This is a genomic window from Tenacibaculum sp. 190130A14a (assembly GCF_964048965.1).
Taxonomy (GTDB): domain Bacteria; phylum Bacteroidota; class Bacteroidia; order Flavobacteriales; family Flavobacteriaceae; genus Polaribacter; species Polaribacter polynesiense.
The window spans coordinates 41,049-58,740 of the sequence record NZ_OZ040189.1 but is presented as its reverse complement, the minus strand read 5'-3'; the positions used below and the strand labels follow the sequence as shown (position 1 = coordinate 58,740).

10 protein-coding genes are annotated in these 17,692 nt (G+C 34.8%); 5 read left to right on the top strand and 5 right to left on the bottom strand.

Going from position 1 to position 17,692, the window contains the following annotated elements:
- The first annotated feature begins 33 nt into the window (after positions 1 to 33).
- The 4 genes from ABNT22_RS00275 to ABNT22_RS00260 all read left to right on the top strand — a co-directional run bounded on the left by ABNT22_RS00275 (position 34) and on the right by ABNT22_RS00260 (position 12,637).
- Entirely contained in the window at positions 34 to 2,565 is a 2,532-nt protein-coding gene (locus tag ABNT22_RS00275; RefSeq protein WP_348718261.1) for a GEVED domain-containing protein, read from the top strand.
- 88 nt (positions 2,566 to 2,653) lie between these two features.
- Positions 2,654 to 6,994 (top strand): GEVED domain-containing protein, encoded by a 4,341-nt coding sequence (locus ABNT22_RS00270; protein ID WP_348718260.1) that lies wholly within the window; start codon positions 2,654 to 2,656, stop codon positions 6,992 to 6,994.
- A 221-nt stretch (positions 6,995 to 7,215) separates the two neighbouring features.
- A complete protein-coding gene (locus ABNT22_RS00265; protein ID WP_348718259.1) occupies positions 7,216 to 10,686 on the top strand; it encodes a S8 family serine peptidase in 3,471 nt (1,156 codons plus the stop codon).
- A gap of 88 nt (positions 10,687 to 10,774) precedes the next feature.
- Positions 10,775 to 12,637: an ABC-F family ATP-binding cassette domain-containing protein gene (locus tag ABNT22_RS00260; protein ID WP_348718258.1), complete on the top strand. Its 1,863-nt coding sequence runs from the start codon at positions 10,775 to 10,777 to the stop codon at positions 12,635 to 12,637.
- 72 nt (positions 12,638 to 12,709) lie between these two features.
- Here ABNT22_RS00260 and ABNT22_RS00255 read toward each other — a convergent pair whose 3' ends face one another.
- The 4 genes from ABNT22_RS00255 to ABNT22_RS00240 all read right to left on the bottom strand — a co-directional run bounded on the left by ABNT22_RS00255 (position 12,710) and on the right by ABNT22_RS00240 (position 16,538).
- Entirely contained in the window at positions 12,710 to 13,195 is a 486-nt protein-coding gene (locus ABNT22_RS00255) for a hypothetical protein (protein ID WP_348718257.1), read from the bottom strand.
- A gap of 366 nt (positions 13,196 to 13,561) precedes the next feature.
- The gene (locus ABNT22_RS00250) at positions 13,562 to 14,362 is read right to left on the bottom strand and encodes a hypothetical protein (RefSeq protein WP_348718256.1); all 801 of its coding nucleotides are present in this window, start codon (positions 14,360 to 14,362) and stop codon (positions 13,562 to 13,564) included.
- 251 nt (positions 14,363 to 14,613) lie between these two features.
- Positions 14,614 to 16,326, bottom strand: a complete 1,713-nt coding sequence (locus ABNT22_RS00245) for a hypothetical protein (RefSeq protein WP_348718255.1) — start codon at positions 16,324 to 16,326, stop codon at positions 14,614 to 14,616.
- 2 nt (positions 16,327 to 16,328) lie between these two features.
- Entirely contained in the window at positions 16,329 to 16,538 is a 210-nt protein-coding gene (locus ABNT22_RS00240; protein WP_348718253.1) for a helix-turn-helix transcriptional regulator, read from the bottom strand.
- A gap of 171 nt (positions 16,539 to 16,709) precedes the next feature.
- Here ABNT22_RS00240 and ABNT22_RS00235 point away from each other — a divergent pair, with 171 nt between their 5' ends.
- Positions 16,710 to 16,910 carry a hypothetical protein gene (locus ABNT22_RS00235; protein ID WP_348718252.1) on the top strand — a complete coding sequence of 67 codons (201 nt, stop codon included), beginning with the start codon at positions 16,710 to 16,712 and terminating at the stop codon, positions 16,908 to 16,910.
- Positions 16,911 to 17,189: 279 nt separating this feature from the next.
- Here ABNT22_RS00235 and ABNT22_RS00230 read toward each other — a convergent pair whose 3' ends face one another.
- The gene (locus ABNT22_RS00230; protein ID WP_348718251.1) at positions 17,190 to 17,660 is read right to left on the bottom strand and encodes a GNAT family N-acetyltransferase; all 471 of its coding nucleotides are present in this window, start codon (positions 17,658 to 17,660) and stop codon (positions 17,190 to 17,192) included.
- Positions 17,661 to 17,692 lie beyond the last annotated feature (32 nt).

The following is a 17,692-nucleotide window of genomic DNA, read 5'->3' as shown; positions in this document are numbered from 1 at the left end:
AAGTCAAATAATTTAACTAAAAACCCTTCGTTCATGAAAAGAACAATTACTCTTGCACTTTCGTGCTTATTTGTGGGTACCGCTGCATTCGCTCAGCAAAAAACGACCCTAGTAAAACGTTCATGTGATGCAGACGTTGTAATGAAAAAACGTCAAAAGAACAATCCAGAAGCTAAAAAGTACATGCTGGAAATGGAATCCTATACTCAAAAGAGAGTACAGGAAATGAAAAACTTACAAGGTAAGATAGAAAATGGAGTTTATAAAATTCCAGTTGTTGTACATATCTTATATACAAATTCTACAAACAACATTAGTAATGCGCAAATTCAATCTCAGTTAGACGTATTGAATGCAGATTTCCGTAGAACAAACTCTGATGCAAATAATAAGTGGTCTCAGGCTGCAGATACTAAAATTGAATTTTATTTAGCACAAGTTGATCCTAATGGTAACGCTACTACTGGTATTACCAGAAAACAAGTATCGAAAGCTACTTGGGCAACAGATGATTCTATGAAGAAATCTTCTCAAGGAGGAGTTGATCCATGGGATACTGCTGAGTATTTAAATATGTGGATTGTTGATGCTTTAAGTAGTGGAGGAAGAACAATCTTAGGATATGCACAGTTCCCTTGGGATACTGATAAGTCTACTGATGGAGTTGTAATGGCAGATCAATATTTTGGTACTACTGGAACAGCTCAGGCTCCTTTTGATGGTGGTAGAACTACTACGCATGAGGTAGGTCACTTCTTCGGATTACGTCACATTTGGGGTGATGGAGGATGTAGTGTTGATGATTTTGTATCTGATACTCCAGCATCTGACGCTGCAAACTATGGTTGTGCAACAGGTCATAACTCTTGTGGATCTGAAGATATGGTACAAAACTATATGGATTACTCTGATGATTCTTGTATGAATTTATTTACAGCAGGTCAAAGAGATAGAATGCAAACTTACTTAGCTGCTGGTGGAGCAAGACGCGCTTTAGCTTTATCTGATAAAGCTGGTAGTGGTGGTGGAGGAACTAACCCTCCTGCAACTTGTTCATCAACAATTTCATCTTTCCCATATGCTGAAGGATTTGAATCTGGAGATGCTTGGACTCAAGTTACTGGAGATGCTGGAAACTGGGTAAGAAGAACAGGAAGTACTCCATCTTCTGGAACAGGACCTAGTTCTGCAACTCAAGGATCTTACTATATGTTCTTAGAAGCTTCTTCTAATAATAGTACAGGACAAATCGGATCTAATGCAACAGCTATTTTAGAAAGTGCTTGTTTCGATTTAGCAGGTAAGTCTTCAGCTACTTTCGCATTCAAAAATCATATGTATGGAAACAATGTTGGATCATTAAAGGTTCAAGCATTAAAGGACGGAGAGTCTTCTTGGTCAGATATTTGGTCTGATTCAGGAAATAAAGGAAACCAATGGAACTCGGTTTCTGTTAACTTAAGTGCATACTTAGGTGGAAAAGTTAAATTAAGACTAGTTGGTACTACTGGTAACGGATGGTCTAGTGATATTGCTGTTGATGATTTATCAGTTACTACTGGTGGAGGGTCTACTGCAGATACACAAGCACCTACTGCTCCAGGAAGTTTAGCTGCTTCAAATATTGCGCAAACTTCATTAACATTAAACTGGAATGCTTCTTCAGATAACGTAGGAGTAACTGGATATGATGTATATCAAGGATCTACTAATATTGGATCTACTACAAATACAAGTGTAAATGTAACAGGATTAACTGCTGCTACAGCATATACGTTCTCTGTAAGAGCTAAAGATGCTGCAGGTAACCAATCTTCTGCAAGCTCAGTAAATGCTACTACATTATCAAATACATTAACTTATTGTGGTTCTCAAGGTAATCGTTCAACTTACGAGTGGATTGATAACGTAGAATTAGGAGGAATGACAAATGCTACTGGTGACAACGGAGGTTACGAAGACTTTACAGCTAAGGTTGCTACTTTAGCACAAGGAAGTTCAAACCAAATGGTTGTAAGTGCTGGATTTAGAAGTACTGCTTATACAGAACACTGGGCTGTATGGATTGACTTCAACCAAAATGGAACATTTGATGCGTCAGAAAAGGTTGTATCTGGTTCTTCTTCAAGTGCAAACAATTTAACGGCTACAGTTGCTGTACCAGCAGGAGCTACTTTAGGAAGCACAAGAATGCGTGTATCTATGAAGTATAATGCTGCTCAAACTGCTTGTGAAACTTTTGACGATGGAGAAGTAGAAGATTATACGGTAAATATCGTTTCTAGTGCAAGACAACCAAATCCGGTTAGCGCTGAAAGATTAGGAAATGAAGCTTCTTTAGATTTAGTAGCATTCCCTAACCCAGCAAGTGATTTTGTTCAAGTTAAAATTGGAGCGAAGTCAACTGCAACTAGCTATAGAATTGTAAACACTATTGGACGTGTAGTAAAAGCTGGACGTTTAAATGGAAATAGTATCAACGTTTCTGACTTAAATACAGGAATGTATATCTTAGAAGTTAATGATGGTCAAAAATCATTATCAACTAAGCTAATGAAAAGATAATCAACACTGATTAGAATAATTTTAAATCCGAGTTATAATTTATAGCTCGGATTTTTTTACTCGAATTATTAACCAAAACCCTTCAAAAATGAAAAATAATTTCAAGTTATTGGTTGGTGGTTTGTCTTTAGCAGTAGCTTCTACAATAGGCTACAAAGAATTTCAATCTTATGAGGCACAAAAAGAGATTGAAAATAAAAGACAAATACACGAAGCATTTTTAGAAAACAGTCCTTACAAAGAAACTTTAAAGTGGGACAAAAAAACAAGAAAGCTGAATGGGCTTCCGCCTAATAGGTATTTCGAACAAATGGCAGAGTTAACAATGAACCCTGCAACAGGAGAATTGGAACAGGGAAATGTTACAAAACTTCGTCAAGAATTAGTTAACATGAGACAATCTCTTAAAAACCCAGGAGATAACACCAATGCTTGGGTAGAAAGAGGGCCTAATAACGTAGGGGGTAGAACAAGAGTTATTATGTTTGATCCAAACGATGCTACTAACAACAAGGTATATGCCGGAGGTGTTAGTGGAGGTTTATGGGTAAACAATAATATTTCAAGTGCTAGTTCACAATGGCAAAGAGTTCAAAATGTACCTGGAAACTTATCTGTTACATCTATCACAGTAGACCCAAGAAACTCTAATACTTGGTATGTAGGAACAGGAGAACAGTATACTGCAGGAGATGTAGTAGGTAATGGAGTTTATAAAACTACTGATGGTGGTACTACATGGACTGCTGTAAATATTCCAGCAGCTGGAGGTGGTACAATTAACCACAATGCAACCAATGTTTTCTTATCAGGAATTCACTATGTAAATGATGTTTTAGCTTGGGATAATGGTACTTCTACAGAATTATTTGTAGCGGTAGGAGCACATGTATATGGAGCTTCTTCTTCTCCTAGAAACTGGTTAGGATTACAATCTGCTGGTTTATATCGCTCTACAGATGGTGGTGCAAATTGGAATAGAATTGAAACAGCAGGAATGCGCTATGATTTCAATGGAAACAATTACTACTACATACCAAATGATTTAGAAGTAGGAGCAGATAACAAAATATGGATGGGTACAATAAACTCTGCATTAGGTCAAGGCGGAGGTAGAGTATTTAGTTCTGCAAATGGTTCGGCATGGACAGAAGCAGCTGCTTCTCCGTTAACAGAATCTAACAGAGTAGAAATAGAACCATCGGCTTCAAATGCAAACAAATTGTATGTTTTAGCACAAGGAACCACTTCAGCAGCTCCGGTGCGTATTTTCAAAACAACTAACGGATTTTCTTCAGTATCAACAGTAAGCTTACCAAACGATGCAGATACAAACATTGCGGCAAACGACTTTTGTCGTGGACAGGCGTTCTACGATTTAGTTATTGAAGCAGATCCAAGTAACGATAATACATTGTATGTAGGAGGGATCGATTTATTTAAATCTACCAATGGAGGTAACTCATGGAGTCAGTTATCTCACTGGTATGGTGGATTTGGTATTTCAAACAATGTACATGCAGATCAACACTCTATTGCCTTTGGAAACAATTCATCTACAAAAATGTTATTTGGTAATGATGGAGGTATTTACTATTCAGGAAATGCAGGAAGTTCTATAGGTGTAAGAAACAACGGATACAACGTTACACAATTTGTAAAAGCTGGTATTGGACCAGATGGCTCAGGAGATACTAACGGTATTTTTAGTGCAGGTGCTCAAGATAACGGAACGCAAGCTTTTAGAAATGCTTCTGCTGGAATCAATAGTTCTACTGAATTAAGTGATGGAGATGGTTTTTACACATTTGTAGATAAAGACGGGCAATACATGATTGCTACTTATGTACACAACGTTATTTATCGTTTTAATTTACCATGGAATGGTTTAGGAAGAAGACAAGGTGGAGCGACTACCTTATCTAGTGATCAAAGTACTGGAGATTTCGTAAATCAAATGGGATATGATAGTGATGCAAACAGGTTGTTATCTAATAACTCAACTTCTTCTGCAAATGCTATTTTAAGTGTAAATGTTGCTTCAAATAGTAAAGGAACATTATCAAATAGTTTATTAGATGCAAAGCCTACAGCATTTAGAGCTTCTCCTTTTACAGCAAACCGTTGGTTTGTAGGATTAGCAAACGGTAAACTTTTAAAACTTTCTAGTGTTGGTAATTCTAGTGCAACATTTGCGAGTGTTACAACTCCTTTTGTTGGGTCAGTTTCTTCGGTTAGGTTTGGAGCTACTGAGAATGATATTTTTGTAACGATTCATAACTACGGAGTTACGAGTGTATGGGCAACTTCAGATGGAGGTGCTAACTGGGTAAATAAAGAAGGAAACTTACCAAATATTCCAGTAAGAGATTTCTTACAAAACCCATTAGATAGAAATGAAGCAATTGTAGCTACTCAATTAGGAGTTTGGGCAACGTCTAACTTTAATGCAGCGAGTCCTAATTGGTCACAATCTTACAACGGAATGAGCGATGTAAGTGTTACATCACTTGATTATTGGAATGTAAACGGAACAAATACTCAAAATAAAATTATTGCTTCTACCTATGGTAGAGGAGTGTTTACAGGAACATTTACAGCAAATACTGTTGCTGATACGCAAGCACCAACTGCACCAAGCAGTTTAGCAGCGTCTAATATTGCGGCAACTTCATTAACTTTAAACTGGAATGCTTCAACAGATAATGTAGGGGTAAGTGGATATGATATTTATAGTGGAACAACAAAACTAGGAACATCGACAACTACTTCATACAATGTTACTGGTTTATCAGCAAGCACTGCTTATACATTTACAGTAAGAGCTAAAGATGCAGCAGGAAACGAATCTACAGCAAGTAATGCGGTAAATGTTACGACAACTGCAATTACTATTTCATGTTCATCAACAATCACTTCTTTCCCATATGCAGAAGGGTTTGAATCTGGAGATGGATGGACGCAAGTTACCGGTGATGCTGGAAACTGGGTAAGAAAGAGTGGAAGTACTCCTTCTTCTGGAACCGGACCAAGTTCAGCAACAGAAGGATCAAATTATATGTTCTTAGAAGCTTCTTCTAACAGTAGTCCTGGACAAATTGGATCTAATGCTACAGCAATTTTAGAAAGTGCATGTTTTGATTTAACAGGAAAATCATCTGCGGCGTTTACTTTTAAAAACCATATGTATGGAAACAATGTTGGATCTTTAAAAGTACAAGCATCTTCAGATGGAGCTGCATGGACTGATGTATGGTCCGATTCAGGAAACAAAGGAAACCAATGGAATTCAGTTTCAGTAAACTTAAGTGCTTATTTAGGAGCTAATGTTAAGTTAAGAATTGTAGGTACTACAGGAAATGGATGGTCTAGTGACATTGCTGTTGACGATTTAGCGGTTACAGCTGTTAATGAAGGAGCAGATACGCAAGCACCAACAGCACCTACAAGTTTTGCTGCTACCAATGTGGCTCAAACTTCGTTAACATTAAACTGGTCTGCTTCAACTGACAATGTTGGAGTAACTGGATACGATGTTTTCCAAGGATCAACTAAATTGGCTACTGTAACAACCACAACGTATAATGTTACTGGTTTAACAGCTGCAACAGCATATACATTCTCAGTAAAAGCAAAAGATGCTGCTGGAAATGAATCTGCTTCAAGTACAATAAACGTTACTACTCAAGCAAATACAACGGTTACATATTGTGATTCAAAAGGAAATCGTTCAACTTATGAATGGATTGACAATGTAGAGCTAGGAGGAATGACAAATGCTACAGGAGATAATGGAGGTTATGCTGACTTTACTTCTAAGGTAGCAACACTTGTACAAGGAAGTTCAAACCAAATGGTAGTTAGTGCAGGATTTAGAAGTTCATCTTATACAGAGCATTGGGCTGTTTGGATTGATTTTAATAAAAACGGAACTTTTGATGCATCAGAAAAAGTTGTTTCTGGTTCTTCTTCAAGTGCAAACAATTTAACATCTACAGTTGCAGTACCAGCAGATGCAGTATTAGGAAATACAAGAATGCGTGTATCTATGAAGTATAACTCAGCTCAAACTGCTTGTGAAACATTTGCTGATGGAGAAGTTGAAGATTATACGGTTAATATCGTGGCTTCTGCAAGTTCTATTTTTAACGTTTCTAGTATTACTTCTGGAACAACAGAACAATTAGGAAATGAAAGAAGTATTGAATTACTAGCTTTCCCAAATCCAGCAAAAGATTTTGTAACGGTTAAATTAGGTTCTAAAGTAGACAACTTATCATACAATATGATTAATAGTCTTGGAGCTGTTATTAAGAGAGGAGAGTTAAACTCATCAGCTATTGATGTTTCCGATTTAAATACAGGAATTTATATTTTACAGGTGAATGACGGTCAAAAAACAATGACTACAAAACTTCTTAAAAAATAAATTACAAAAAATTAACATTTAGAGAACCCCAGTGTTTTACTGGGGTTTTTTATGTATTTAACTGAATTTCCATCGATTAACTTTGATTGTTTGTTTCTAACTTTGTAAAAAATTTATATATTTGGTTCGTTTTTAACAAAAAAATAAGATTTTTTTAAGAATTATTTTAAAAAAACTTGTTTCAAGTTAATAATCAATTAACCAAATAAACCCTTCAAAAAATGAAAAACAAGTACTTCAAAAGTCTTGTTTTGGCAGGAGCTGTCGTTGGATTTAGTTTCCAAGCTCAAGCACAAAACAAGCGAGAGGTAGATCAAATTCGTAGTAAATACAATTTGACCAAGTTAGAATCAATGAAGCAAAACTTCCAAAAAAAAGCTTCAGAAGAAAAACAACAAGCTATTCAGATTGCACAACAACGTGGATGGAAAACAAAAATTACCACCGCAGATGGCCGCATGATGGAACTTCAAAGAGTAGTAGATGGTAAACCTATTTACTATACTACGTACAATGTAGATGCAGCAAGATCTACAAGAACAAACCACTTAAATTCTGGAGGATCATTAGGGTTAAACTTAATGGGACAAGGAATGACCGCTTATGTATGGGATGGTGGTATTGCAAGAGCTTCTCACCAAGAATATGATGGAGCAGGAGGAAACAACCGTTTCTCTGTATTCGATGGTAGTTCATCATTAAACTTCCATGCGGCACACGTAACAGGTACTATTATGGCATCTGGGGTTCAAGCCAATGCAAAGGGAATGGCACCACATTCTAAAGTAAGAGGTAGTGACTGGAATAGTGATACTTCAGAAGCAACAAATGCAGCTTCAAACGGAATGTTAGTGTCAAATCACTCATATGGATTTGCTACAAGAAACCAGTTTGGACAAGTACAATTACCACAACATTATTTTGGAGGATATATTACGACTTCTCGTGATTGGGATCAAATCATGTTTAATGCACCAAACTACTTAATGGTAGTGGCTGCTGGTAACGATGGTAATGATAATACAGCTAACAATAACCCAACTGGTGGATCTGGATGGGATAAATTAACGGGTCATTCAACTTCTAAAAATAATTTAGTAGTTGCAAATGCTCAAGATGCAAATGTTGATGCAAGTGGAAATTTAGTTTCTGTATCTATCAATAGTTCTAGTAGTGAAGGACCAACAGATGATTTCCGTATTAAGCCAGATATCACTGGTAATGGAACGGGAGTATATTCAACATATCAAAATAGTGATACAGCATATAATACAATCTCTGGTACCTCTATGGCTTCTCCAAATGTAACAGGATCTTTACTATTATTACAAGAGCATCACAAAAATTTAAATAGTGGTAGTTTCATGAGAGCTGCTACTTTAAAAGGATTAGCTTTACATACAGCTGATGATGCTGGAGCTTCTGGACCAGACGCAGTATTTGGTTGGGGACTTTTAAATGCGAAAAGAGCAGCTGAAACGATTACTAAAAAAGGTAATCAAGCAAAAATGGAAGAGTTAACTTTAACTTCTGGTCAAACATATACTATTACAGTTGATTCTGATGGAAGTAGCCCATTATTAGCTTCTATTTCTTGGACAGATAGACCAGGTACAGCTAATACTACAGTAAACTCTACTACACCAGTTTTAGTAAATGACTTAGATATCCGTGTTTCTAAAGGAGGAACAACATACCTTCCTTATAAATTAACAGGACCAACTACAAGTGCTAAGCAAGACAATAATGTTGACCCTTTTGAAAGAGTAGACATTGCAAATGCTTCAGGTACTTATACAATTACAGTTACTCATAAAGGATCTTTAACAGGAGGTAGCCAAAACTATTCATTAATAGTAACAGGTATTACAGGAACACCTCCAGTATGTAACGCAACTGTTCCAACAGGAGTAGGGACTAGTAACGTAACTTCTTCTGGTGCAGATGTTGCTTGGACAGCCGTTCCAAATGCTACTTATGATGTAAGATATCGTCAAACAGGAACTTCATCTTGGACTACAAATGCTGTCTCTACAACATCAACTTCTTTAAGTGGATTATCAGCTTCTACTCAATACGAAGTACAAGTTCGTAGTAAGTGTTCTTCTGGAAACTCTAGTTATAGTTCATCTGTAAACTTTACAACTTCAGCTCCACCATCAATTAGCTGTTCTTCAACAGTTACTTCGTATCCTTATAGTGAAGGATTTGAATCTGGTGACGGTTGGACACAAGTTACAGGAGATGACGGAAATTGGGTAAGAAGAACTGGAAGCACTCCATCTTCAGGAACAGGACCAAGTTCTGCAACACAAGGATCATACTATATGTTCTTAGAAGCTTCTACTAACGGAAGTACAGGACAAATTGGAAATAACGCAACAGCGATTTTAGAAAGTGCTTGTTTCAATCTATCAGGAAAATCATCGGCAACATTTGCATTTAAAAACCATATGTATGGTAACAACGTTGGATCATTAAAAGTTCAGGCTTCATCTGATGGAACAAACTGGACAGATGTATGGTCTGATTCTGGAAACAAAGGAAACCAATGGAATACTGTTTCTGTAAACCTTAGTTCTTATGTTGGAAGTACAATCAAATTGAGATTAGTAGGAACAACTGGAAATGGATGGTCAAGTGATATTGCTGTAGATGATTTATCAGTAACAGCAGTTAATGATGGTCCAGATACAGAAGCTCCAACAGCTCCAACTAGTTTAGCTGCTTCTAATGTAGCTCAAACATCATTAACATTAAACTGGACTGCTTCTTCAGATAATGTTGCAGTAACAGGATATGATGTATATCAAGGGTCTACAAACCTAGGAACAGTTACAGGAACATCTACAAATGTTACTGGTTTAACCGCTGCAACAGCATATACATTCTCTGTAAGAGCTAAAGATGCTGCTGGAAATGTGTCAGCTTCAAGTAATACAGTTAATGTTACTACATTATCTACTGCATTAAACTATTGTGATTCTAAAGGAAACAGAGTAACTTATGAGTGGATTGATAATGTAGAATTAGGAGGAATGACAAATGCAACTGGTGCTAACGGTGGATATGGAGATTTCACATCTAAAGTAGCAACCTTAGCACAAGGAAGTTCAAACCAAATGATTGTAAGCGCTGGATTTAGAAGTACTGCTTATACAGAACATTGGGCGGTATGGATTGACTTCAACCAAAACGGAACATTTGATGCTTCTGAAAAAGTTGTTTCTGGTTCTTCTTCAAGCGCAAATAACTTAACGGCTACTGTTGCTGTACCAGCAAACGCAACCTTAGGTAATACAAGAATGCGTGTATCTATGAAGTATAACTCAGCTCAAACTGCTTGTGAAACATTTGCAGATGGAGAGGTAGAAGATTATACAGTAAATATTACAGCTTCAACTGCTAGCTTTACTACATTTGGTGGACCAAGAGCTACTGGTGATCCATTAGGAAATGAAGCTTCTTTAGATTTAGTAGCATTCCCTAATCCAGCAAGTGACTTTGTACAAGTTAAATTAGCTGCAAAAGGAGAAATGAGCTATAGAATTGTAAACATTGTTGGTGCTGTAGTGAAAACTGGACGTATCAATGGAAATAACATCAGCGTTTCTGATTTAAATACAGGAGCGTACATTTTAGAAGTTAATGATGGACAGAAATTATTAACTACTAAGCTGATTAAGAAATAATACAAAACCCTTCATTATATTAATATTAATCAGTTATAACCCGAGCAATTGCTCGGGTTTTTTGTTTCTTTGCAAAAAAGATTAATAGATGAATTACCTATCAGTTGAAAACATTGCAAAAGCCTACGGAGAAAGAGTGCTATTTGAGGATATTTCTTTCGGAATAAATAAAGATCAAAAGATTGCTTTTGTAGCAAAAAATGGTAGTGGAAAAACATCTATTTTAAACATTATTGCTGGAAATGATACTCCAGATTCTGGACAAGTAGTAAGCAGAAAAGGAATCAATATTGCCTATTTAGCTCAAGACAATAAATTAAATGCCGAGCTAACCATTGAAGAAACAATTTTCTCTACAGAAAATAAGATTCTACCTATTATACAACAGTATGAAAAGGCATTAAAAAATCCTGATGATACAGATGAGTATCAAAAAGCATTTGAGTTAATGGAACAGCACAATGCATGGGATTTTGAAACACAATACAAACAAATACTATCCAAACTTAAACTACACGATCTAACGCAGAAAGTAGCAAGTTTGTCTGGAGGGCAAAAGAAACGCTTAGCTTTAGCGGTTATCTTAATCAACAAACCAGATTTGTTAATTTTAGATGAGCCAACGAATCATTTAGATTTAGAAATGATTGAGTGGCTAGAAGCGTTTTTTACAAAAGAAAAAATAACCTTGTTCATGGTAACGCACGATCGATACTTCTTAGAACGTGTGTGTAATGAAATTATAGAATTAGATAACGGTAAGCTTTATAAATACAAAGGAAACTACTCATACTATCTACAAAATAAAGAAGAGAGATTAGCGCTAGAGGCTACCAACTTAAGTAAAGCCAAAAGTTTGTTTAAAAAAGAATTGGATTGGATGCGTCGCCAACCAAAAGCACGTACCACCAAATCAAAGTCGCGTATTGATGACTTTTTTGAAATTAAAAAGAAAGCAAAACAACGAAGACACGAACACCAAGTTCAATTAGAAATTAATATGGAACGTTTGGGAAGTAAAATTGTTGAGCTTCATAAATTGAAAAAAGATTTTGATGATAAAAAGATTCTTGATGGTTTTGACTATGTTTTTAAAAAAGGAGAACGTATTGGGATCATTGGAAAAAATGGAACAGGAAAATCATCATTTTTAAATATCCTTACTGGTAATACACCTGTAGATGGAGGAAAAGTGGTAGTAGGAGATACCGTAAAGTTCGGATATTATACCCAGAAAGGAATACGTGTTAAAGAAGGACAAAAAGTAATTGAAGTAATTAAAGAATTTGGAGAGTATATTCCGTTAACCAAAGGAAGAAAAATATCTGCAGCGCAGTTATTAGAACGCTTTTTGTTTGATAGAAAAAAACAATATGACTTTGTTGAAAAACTAAGTGGAGGAGAACAAAAACGTTTGTACTTATGTGCGGTATTAATTCAAAATCCGAATTTTTTAATTTTAGATGAGCCTACAAACGACTTAGACGTGGTTACTTTAAATGTATTAGAAAGCTTTTTATTAGACTATCCAGGAAATTTAATAGTGGTTTCTCACGATCGTTATTTTATGGATAAGATAGTAGATTCTTTATTTGTGTTTAGAGGAGAAGGAGTTGTTGAGAATTTCCCTGGAAATTACACTGATTTTAGAGCGTATGAAGATTCTAGAGTATCAGAACCCAAAACAGAAAAGAAAGTAGAGGAAAAGAAGGAAAAAGCACCTCAAAAAGGAAAGTTAAGTTATAATGAAAAGCGTGAGTTTGGTGTTTTAGAAATTGATATTGAAAAACTACAGAAAAAGAAAGTACAATTAGAAGGTAAATTTACCAATGGAGAAATTCCAATGGAAGAAATCAATGATAAATCTATTGAATTACAACAAATCATTGAGAGCTTAGAAGAAAAGGAAGAACGTTGGTTCGAGTTGTCTATGAAATTAGAAGGGGAGTAACGGTTTCGGTTATGATTTTTTGCGGGAAAAGGATGCGAGTCGTTTTTCGATGTTGAGGAAATTCAGCCGCAATTAATTATACATCATGTTGCGCTTTCGTTGTTTTAATTCTACTGTTTTAAATATTTTCAGCAAATCGTTTTTGTCGAATTCCATATTTGATTTAATTCCGATTGATAATTTATTTTTTGAACTATCAAGTATGGGTTCAAAATGGACACTTGAAATATTAGGTGTTTCTTTGTTTTTCCACAGTGCGATTGTCCTTTTATAATTTCCAATTGTATCAATAGTCAATTCATAATTCTCGAATTTTTTTCGTTCCTCATCTGGTATACAGAAAGGAATTTTAAATTCAACTTCTTTATATTTAAGAGTGTAGTAATAATTACAATTATTTTCAAAACCATTTTGAGTAGCAATACTATCAGTCATTATATGTAAAGTCAAATTCTTTACTTTTTTAATGACTTCATTTGGATTTATAGCCCCATTTTCGTCTTCATAAGGTTTCAAGTCAATTTTGTTGAAGAATTTTTGAATCGATTCAAAGTCCATTCCTTTTCGACTTTCCTCAACGTAACTTCTTTCATCTAAAGGTGGTTTTGGAGAATACCATCCATAATCAAAAAAGAAAGTCGATTTTTTGTTTTTAATTTCTCCGACAAAAGAGTCAATTCCGTCAATCCTTTAATATTTAAAGTCGGTTGGTAGAATAATACTGAATAACTCAAAGTCTATTAAGTGACTTTTTCCATCATTTTGAGAAATGTATTTCACTCCGTCATTGCAGCTAATTAAAAGTAGAAATAAAAATAATATGAGAATGTTTTTTTTCAGTTCGATTGTTTTTTTAATGAAGCACAACAACCTTTCGGTTTAGCATTTATTAACTATGATTTATACACGGTGTTGCCCACAGTTTTATTCTTTTTTTCTTTCAAATATCGTTTTTCCTCGAATTTTAAAATCAGTTTCACTTACTACTCTTCCTAATTTTATTATTTCAACAATCGAGTCGTTTTTGTCGTATTTATACTCTGTCATAAATTCCACAAATTCGTTTGGGTTTGTTCCTTGGTTAAATGAACTGTCAATTTCTCTTATTAGTTTACCTTTTTGATTAAACTCAAATTTTGTTTTCATTCTAAGGCCTCCACTAAAAGTACAATCTTCGATTATTGGTCGGTTTATAGAATCATAATGAAATTCATAAATTTTAGGTTCTGTGTTATGCTCTTTAATAATTTTCTTTTTTATAACTCCATTTTCGAATTCTTGTGTTATGGTTCTGAGGTTAGTTTTTGTTTCAATTAGATTTTTCTCTGAATCATATTTAAAAGACTTAATAGTATCAATCTTTTCATCGTTTTCTGTGATGAGTTTCAATAATCCACTTTCATCATACACATAATTTTGCGTGTCAATTTTCGCTAATCCTTTTCCTTCTCTTTTATAAATTGATTTGGTTTTTTCTATTCGGTTATTTTCATCGTAAAAGTAAAATTCAACATTACTTATATTAATTAAACGGTTTTTTGAATCATAACTTTTAAATGATTTTCTAATGAAGGTTATAGAATCGTGTTTATTTATTTTTTTTTCGGTTGTCCAAACTCGATACTTTTCTTTTGCTTTAAATTCAGCAATCAGTTTTTCTTCTTCTAAATTTCCACAAGAACTTAAAAGTAAACTTAAGAATTTTATGAATAGCAGTTTTTTCAAATTATAGGTAACGTTCTGTGTATGGGGCGTGGCTGACCGAAGGGAGGCTATGACCTATACACCTTGTTAGCTACTGTAGCCCGATTAGCACTGCCGTTTCTTTTTACTATCTATTTTCTTTTCTCTGTATCCTTTTCCCGTGCGAGAGGAGAAGAGATTTTTATTTGTTTTATATTCTTTTTAATCTATGCGTTGGCTTTGCTCTTTGCCACCGCAGGAACGAGGATGGCAATGTGCAAACAGCGTTGGCATTACCAAAACATATACTTTCCACTTTTCTTTTCTGCTAATAGTTTCTCGTTGTCAAACCCCATTCCCTTATTATATTGTTTATCAAAAATTTCAGGTAAATCTGGAGTAGTTACAATCCTGTCTGCTTTCTCAATTTTCTTTTCTGTTAAAACTCCGTTCAAATACCCGCCACAAACTTCAAGTTCATCTGAACAAATCAGCTTACCATGTAATTCTTCTCTTAGATAAAGGTAGTTTATGAAATCTTGCGGTCTTTTCTTCTTTGCAATCATTGTCAGAAAAAATGTCTCTAAGTCATCAAGTTTAATAACCCAAGGATATATTCCGTCTTCTTCAATTTCTAAAAGAGTCGACAGATCGTTTTGTATTTGCCCAAATGAATTGATATTAACAATAATTGAAAAATCATTTTCTTCATATTGAGTTGTATCAATTTCTTCAATCAGATTTCCATTCTTATCCTCAATTTTTAATGGAACTTGATCAATAAATTTCTGTTCAACTCTTTTAGTTTGAGTATGTCCATAACCAATACAAGCTTTGAAGTCATCCTTTATTTTCACAAATGCTTTGTTAGGATCACGCATTGGTTCACGCAAATTGTATCCTTTTGCCTCAATGATAAAAGCATAATTTTTCCATAGAAACAGTATGTCTTGTTCACAACCATCAACATAATAACCTTCAAAGCATTTATAATCTTTTTTGAAGAATTTCTTGAACAGGTTTACAATTCTATTTTCAAGCAGTTTTCCTTTTTTGTCAATGAGCTTGTCTTTTGCTCTACTATTTTTCGAACATATCCTTTCAAGTAAATCATCAATTGCATGAATTACCTGTTTAACTTCGAACACCTGAAATATTTCTTCTCCAATATCTACGATAGGAAACTCATATAACGGATTGCTTGGTCTTGTTGAAGTGTAGTATAGAAAATCACTTTGTTTTCTTTTGCAGGTAAGAAGCGATAAAATGATATTTATCTTTTCAATTGATAATTCATTAGAAACCAAGTCTTCTGATTTGAAGCGGTTAATAATACCATGATCAGCAACGAACGTATATATGGGGCGATTTTGCTCTCCCATCTCTTTGATAAAATCAGGAGCTTCATCAACAACACCCATTTGGATTTTGGTGTAGGTTAACCATTCTTCTTGAAAAAGATCTTTTCTTGTCCCAAACCCTTGAAACTTTCGTTGGACTAAATCATCTAAATTATTGTAGAATTGAATGAAGTCTTCAGTTTTTACACCGGATTCAACTTCAATCGTATCATCTAATTGAGAATACAAGTCGCTTACCCAATTTATGGTTTGCTCTTCATAGTTTAATGGACCCTGATTGAAGTAAGATAGGAATGATGGCATAGCCACTTGTCTAATTTTTTTCCATTCTTCATCAATTTCTTCGTCTGGTTTTGGGAAGAAAAGCTTATCATACTCTCGTTCTATTTGATTCAAGAGTTCAACAATCTTATTCCATTTCTCAGGCGTGTATTGAATATCTATCCCATTGCTATTATCAGATGAAACGACAAGACCACCAAGGAAATATAGCTGACGCATAGGTGAAGAGAGTTGGCCAAGTTGATCTTGTGCTCTTCCCGAAGCTATGCTCTTCATCAACCCTGAAAGATCACCAAGAAACCATTGAGTATCATAAGTTGACACTAAATCTTTTAATTCTTGTGATTTGGCTTCTAAGCTCATAACTAATCTTTCGTTGAGACAAACAAGTCTCGAATGTCAACACCTAAAAATTGAGAAATCTGATAAAACACTTCCACTGAAGGTTGTACATCATTAGTACACCATCTTGAAACGGTAGATTCTGTTTTATCAAGATGCTTTGCAAGCTCCTTAGACGATATATTCTTTTCAGCCAAAACTGCTTTTATCCGATTGTAATTTATTTTGTCCATTGTGCAATTTAATTGCTGTTTGGTGTAAATATAGTAAGTCTATAATTTTTCATTTTTCATCAAAATTGTAGTCTCATGCAAATTTCTTTCCTTTTAATCGAATAAAAATTTCACAATACAATAATTTATTGTATTTTCGTAAAAATTAATTTTTGTCATAAAGCAATTATTATGAGCAGAAGATATACCAAAGCCGATTTAGAACAAATCGTTTCCGTTCAACTGGAAAACCTAAATGCTATGCATGACCTTTTGAGTATCATGAAGCATCAAAATGAATTATTGAATAGTGCTAACAAGAAATTGAAAGATGAAATCACAGATTTTAAGCAGAAGTTGTATCCAACTAGAAAACGAAATTCAAATTCTTAAATCTGCGGGTGGGGAAGCAAGCTCTTTGTGGCTGTCCCGAAGGGCAGGCGCAATGTGCTTGTCCGTGCGTTGGCAAAATCAAATAAAAATCTCTTGTGCGGTGGGGGAAATTACCACTAACCTTTCTTAGGGCTATTGTTGCCAACGGTCTAGTATAAGAATAGTAGCGGATTTATAAACACTAACTTTTCGGATTAGACATGACCATAAATATAAAAAAAGCGATTTCGATTAAGTACCGAAACCGCTATTATTTTTATACGTTGTTGTACGCAGTTTTTATTCTGCCAATTTCTTCCAAAAGACGATTTTGTCATCTCCCTTTTCATAAAACTCAGGGATTACAGCTTGTTTAGTGTAATTACATTTAATGTAAAATTCCCGTGTTAATTCAAATTCAGGTTTTCCAGATGTTTCTACAATCAAAATACGGTTGCCTTTTGCTTTCAACTCGTTTTCAATGTATTCCATCATTTTTTTACCAATACCATTTCCTTGTTCTTCCTTATTCACAGCTATTGCATAAAGGTTGTAAGTTCCTTCGGTTAGCCTTTCTGGTGCACAGTAGCCAATTGAAATGGGTTTCCCGTTATCTATTGTGGTAAACCAAATGTCTGTTGATTTTTCGTTATTCAAATAATCACTTATCATGTCATCAAGTAAGTATGAAGGAAACAACTCACTAGAATCAAGTACTTTCTTTAATTCAGGAATATCTGCTTTTTCTACTTTTCTAATTTGTTCGTTCATTTTCTATGTTTTGAGAGCAAATTTAAAGTTCA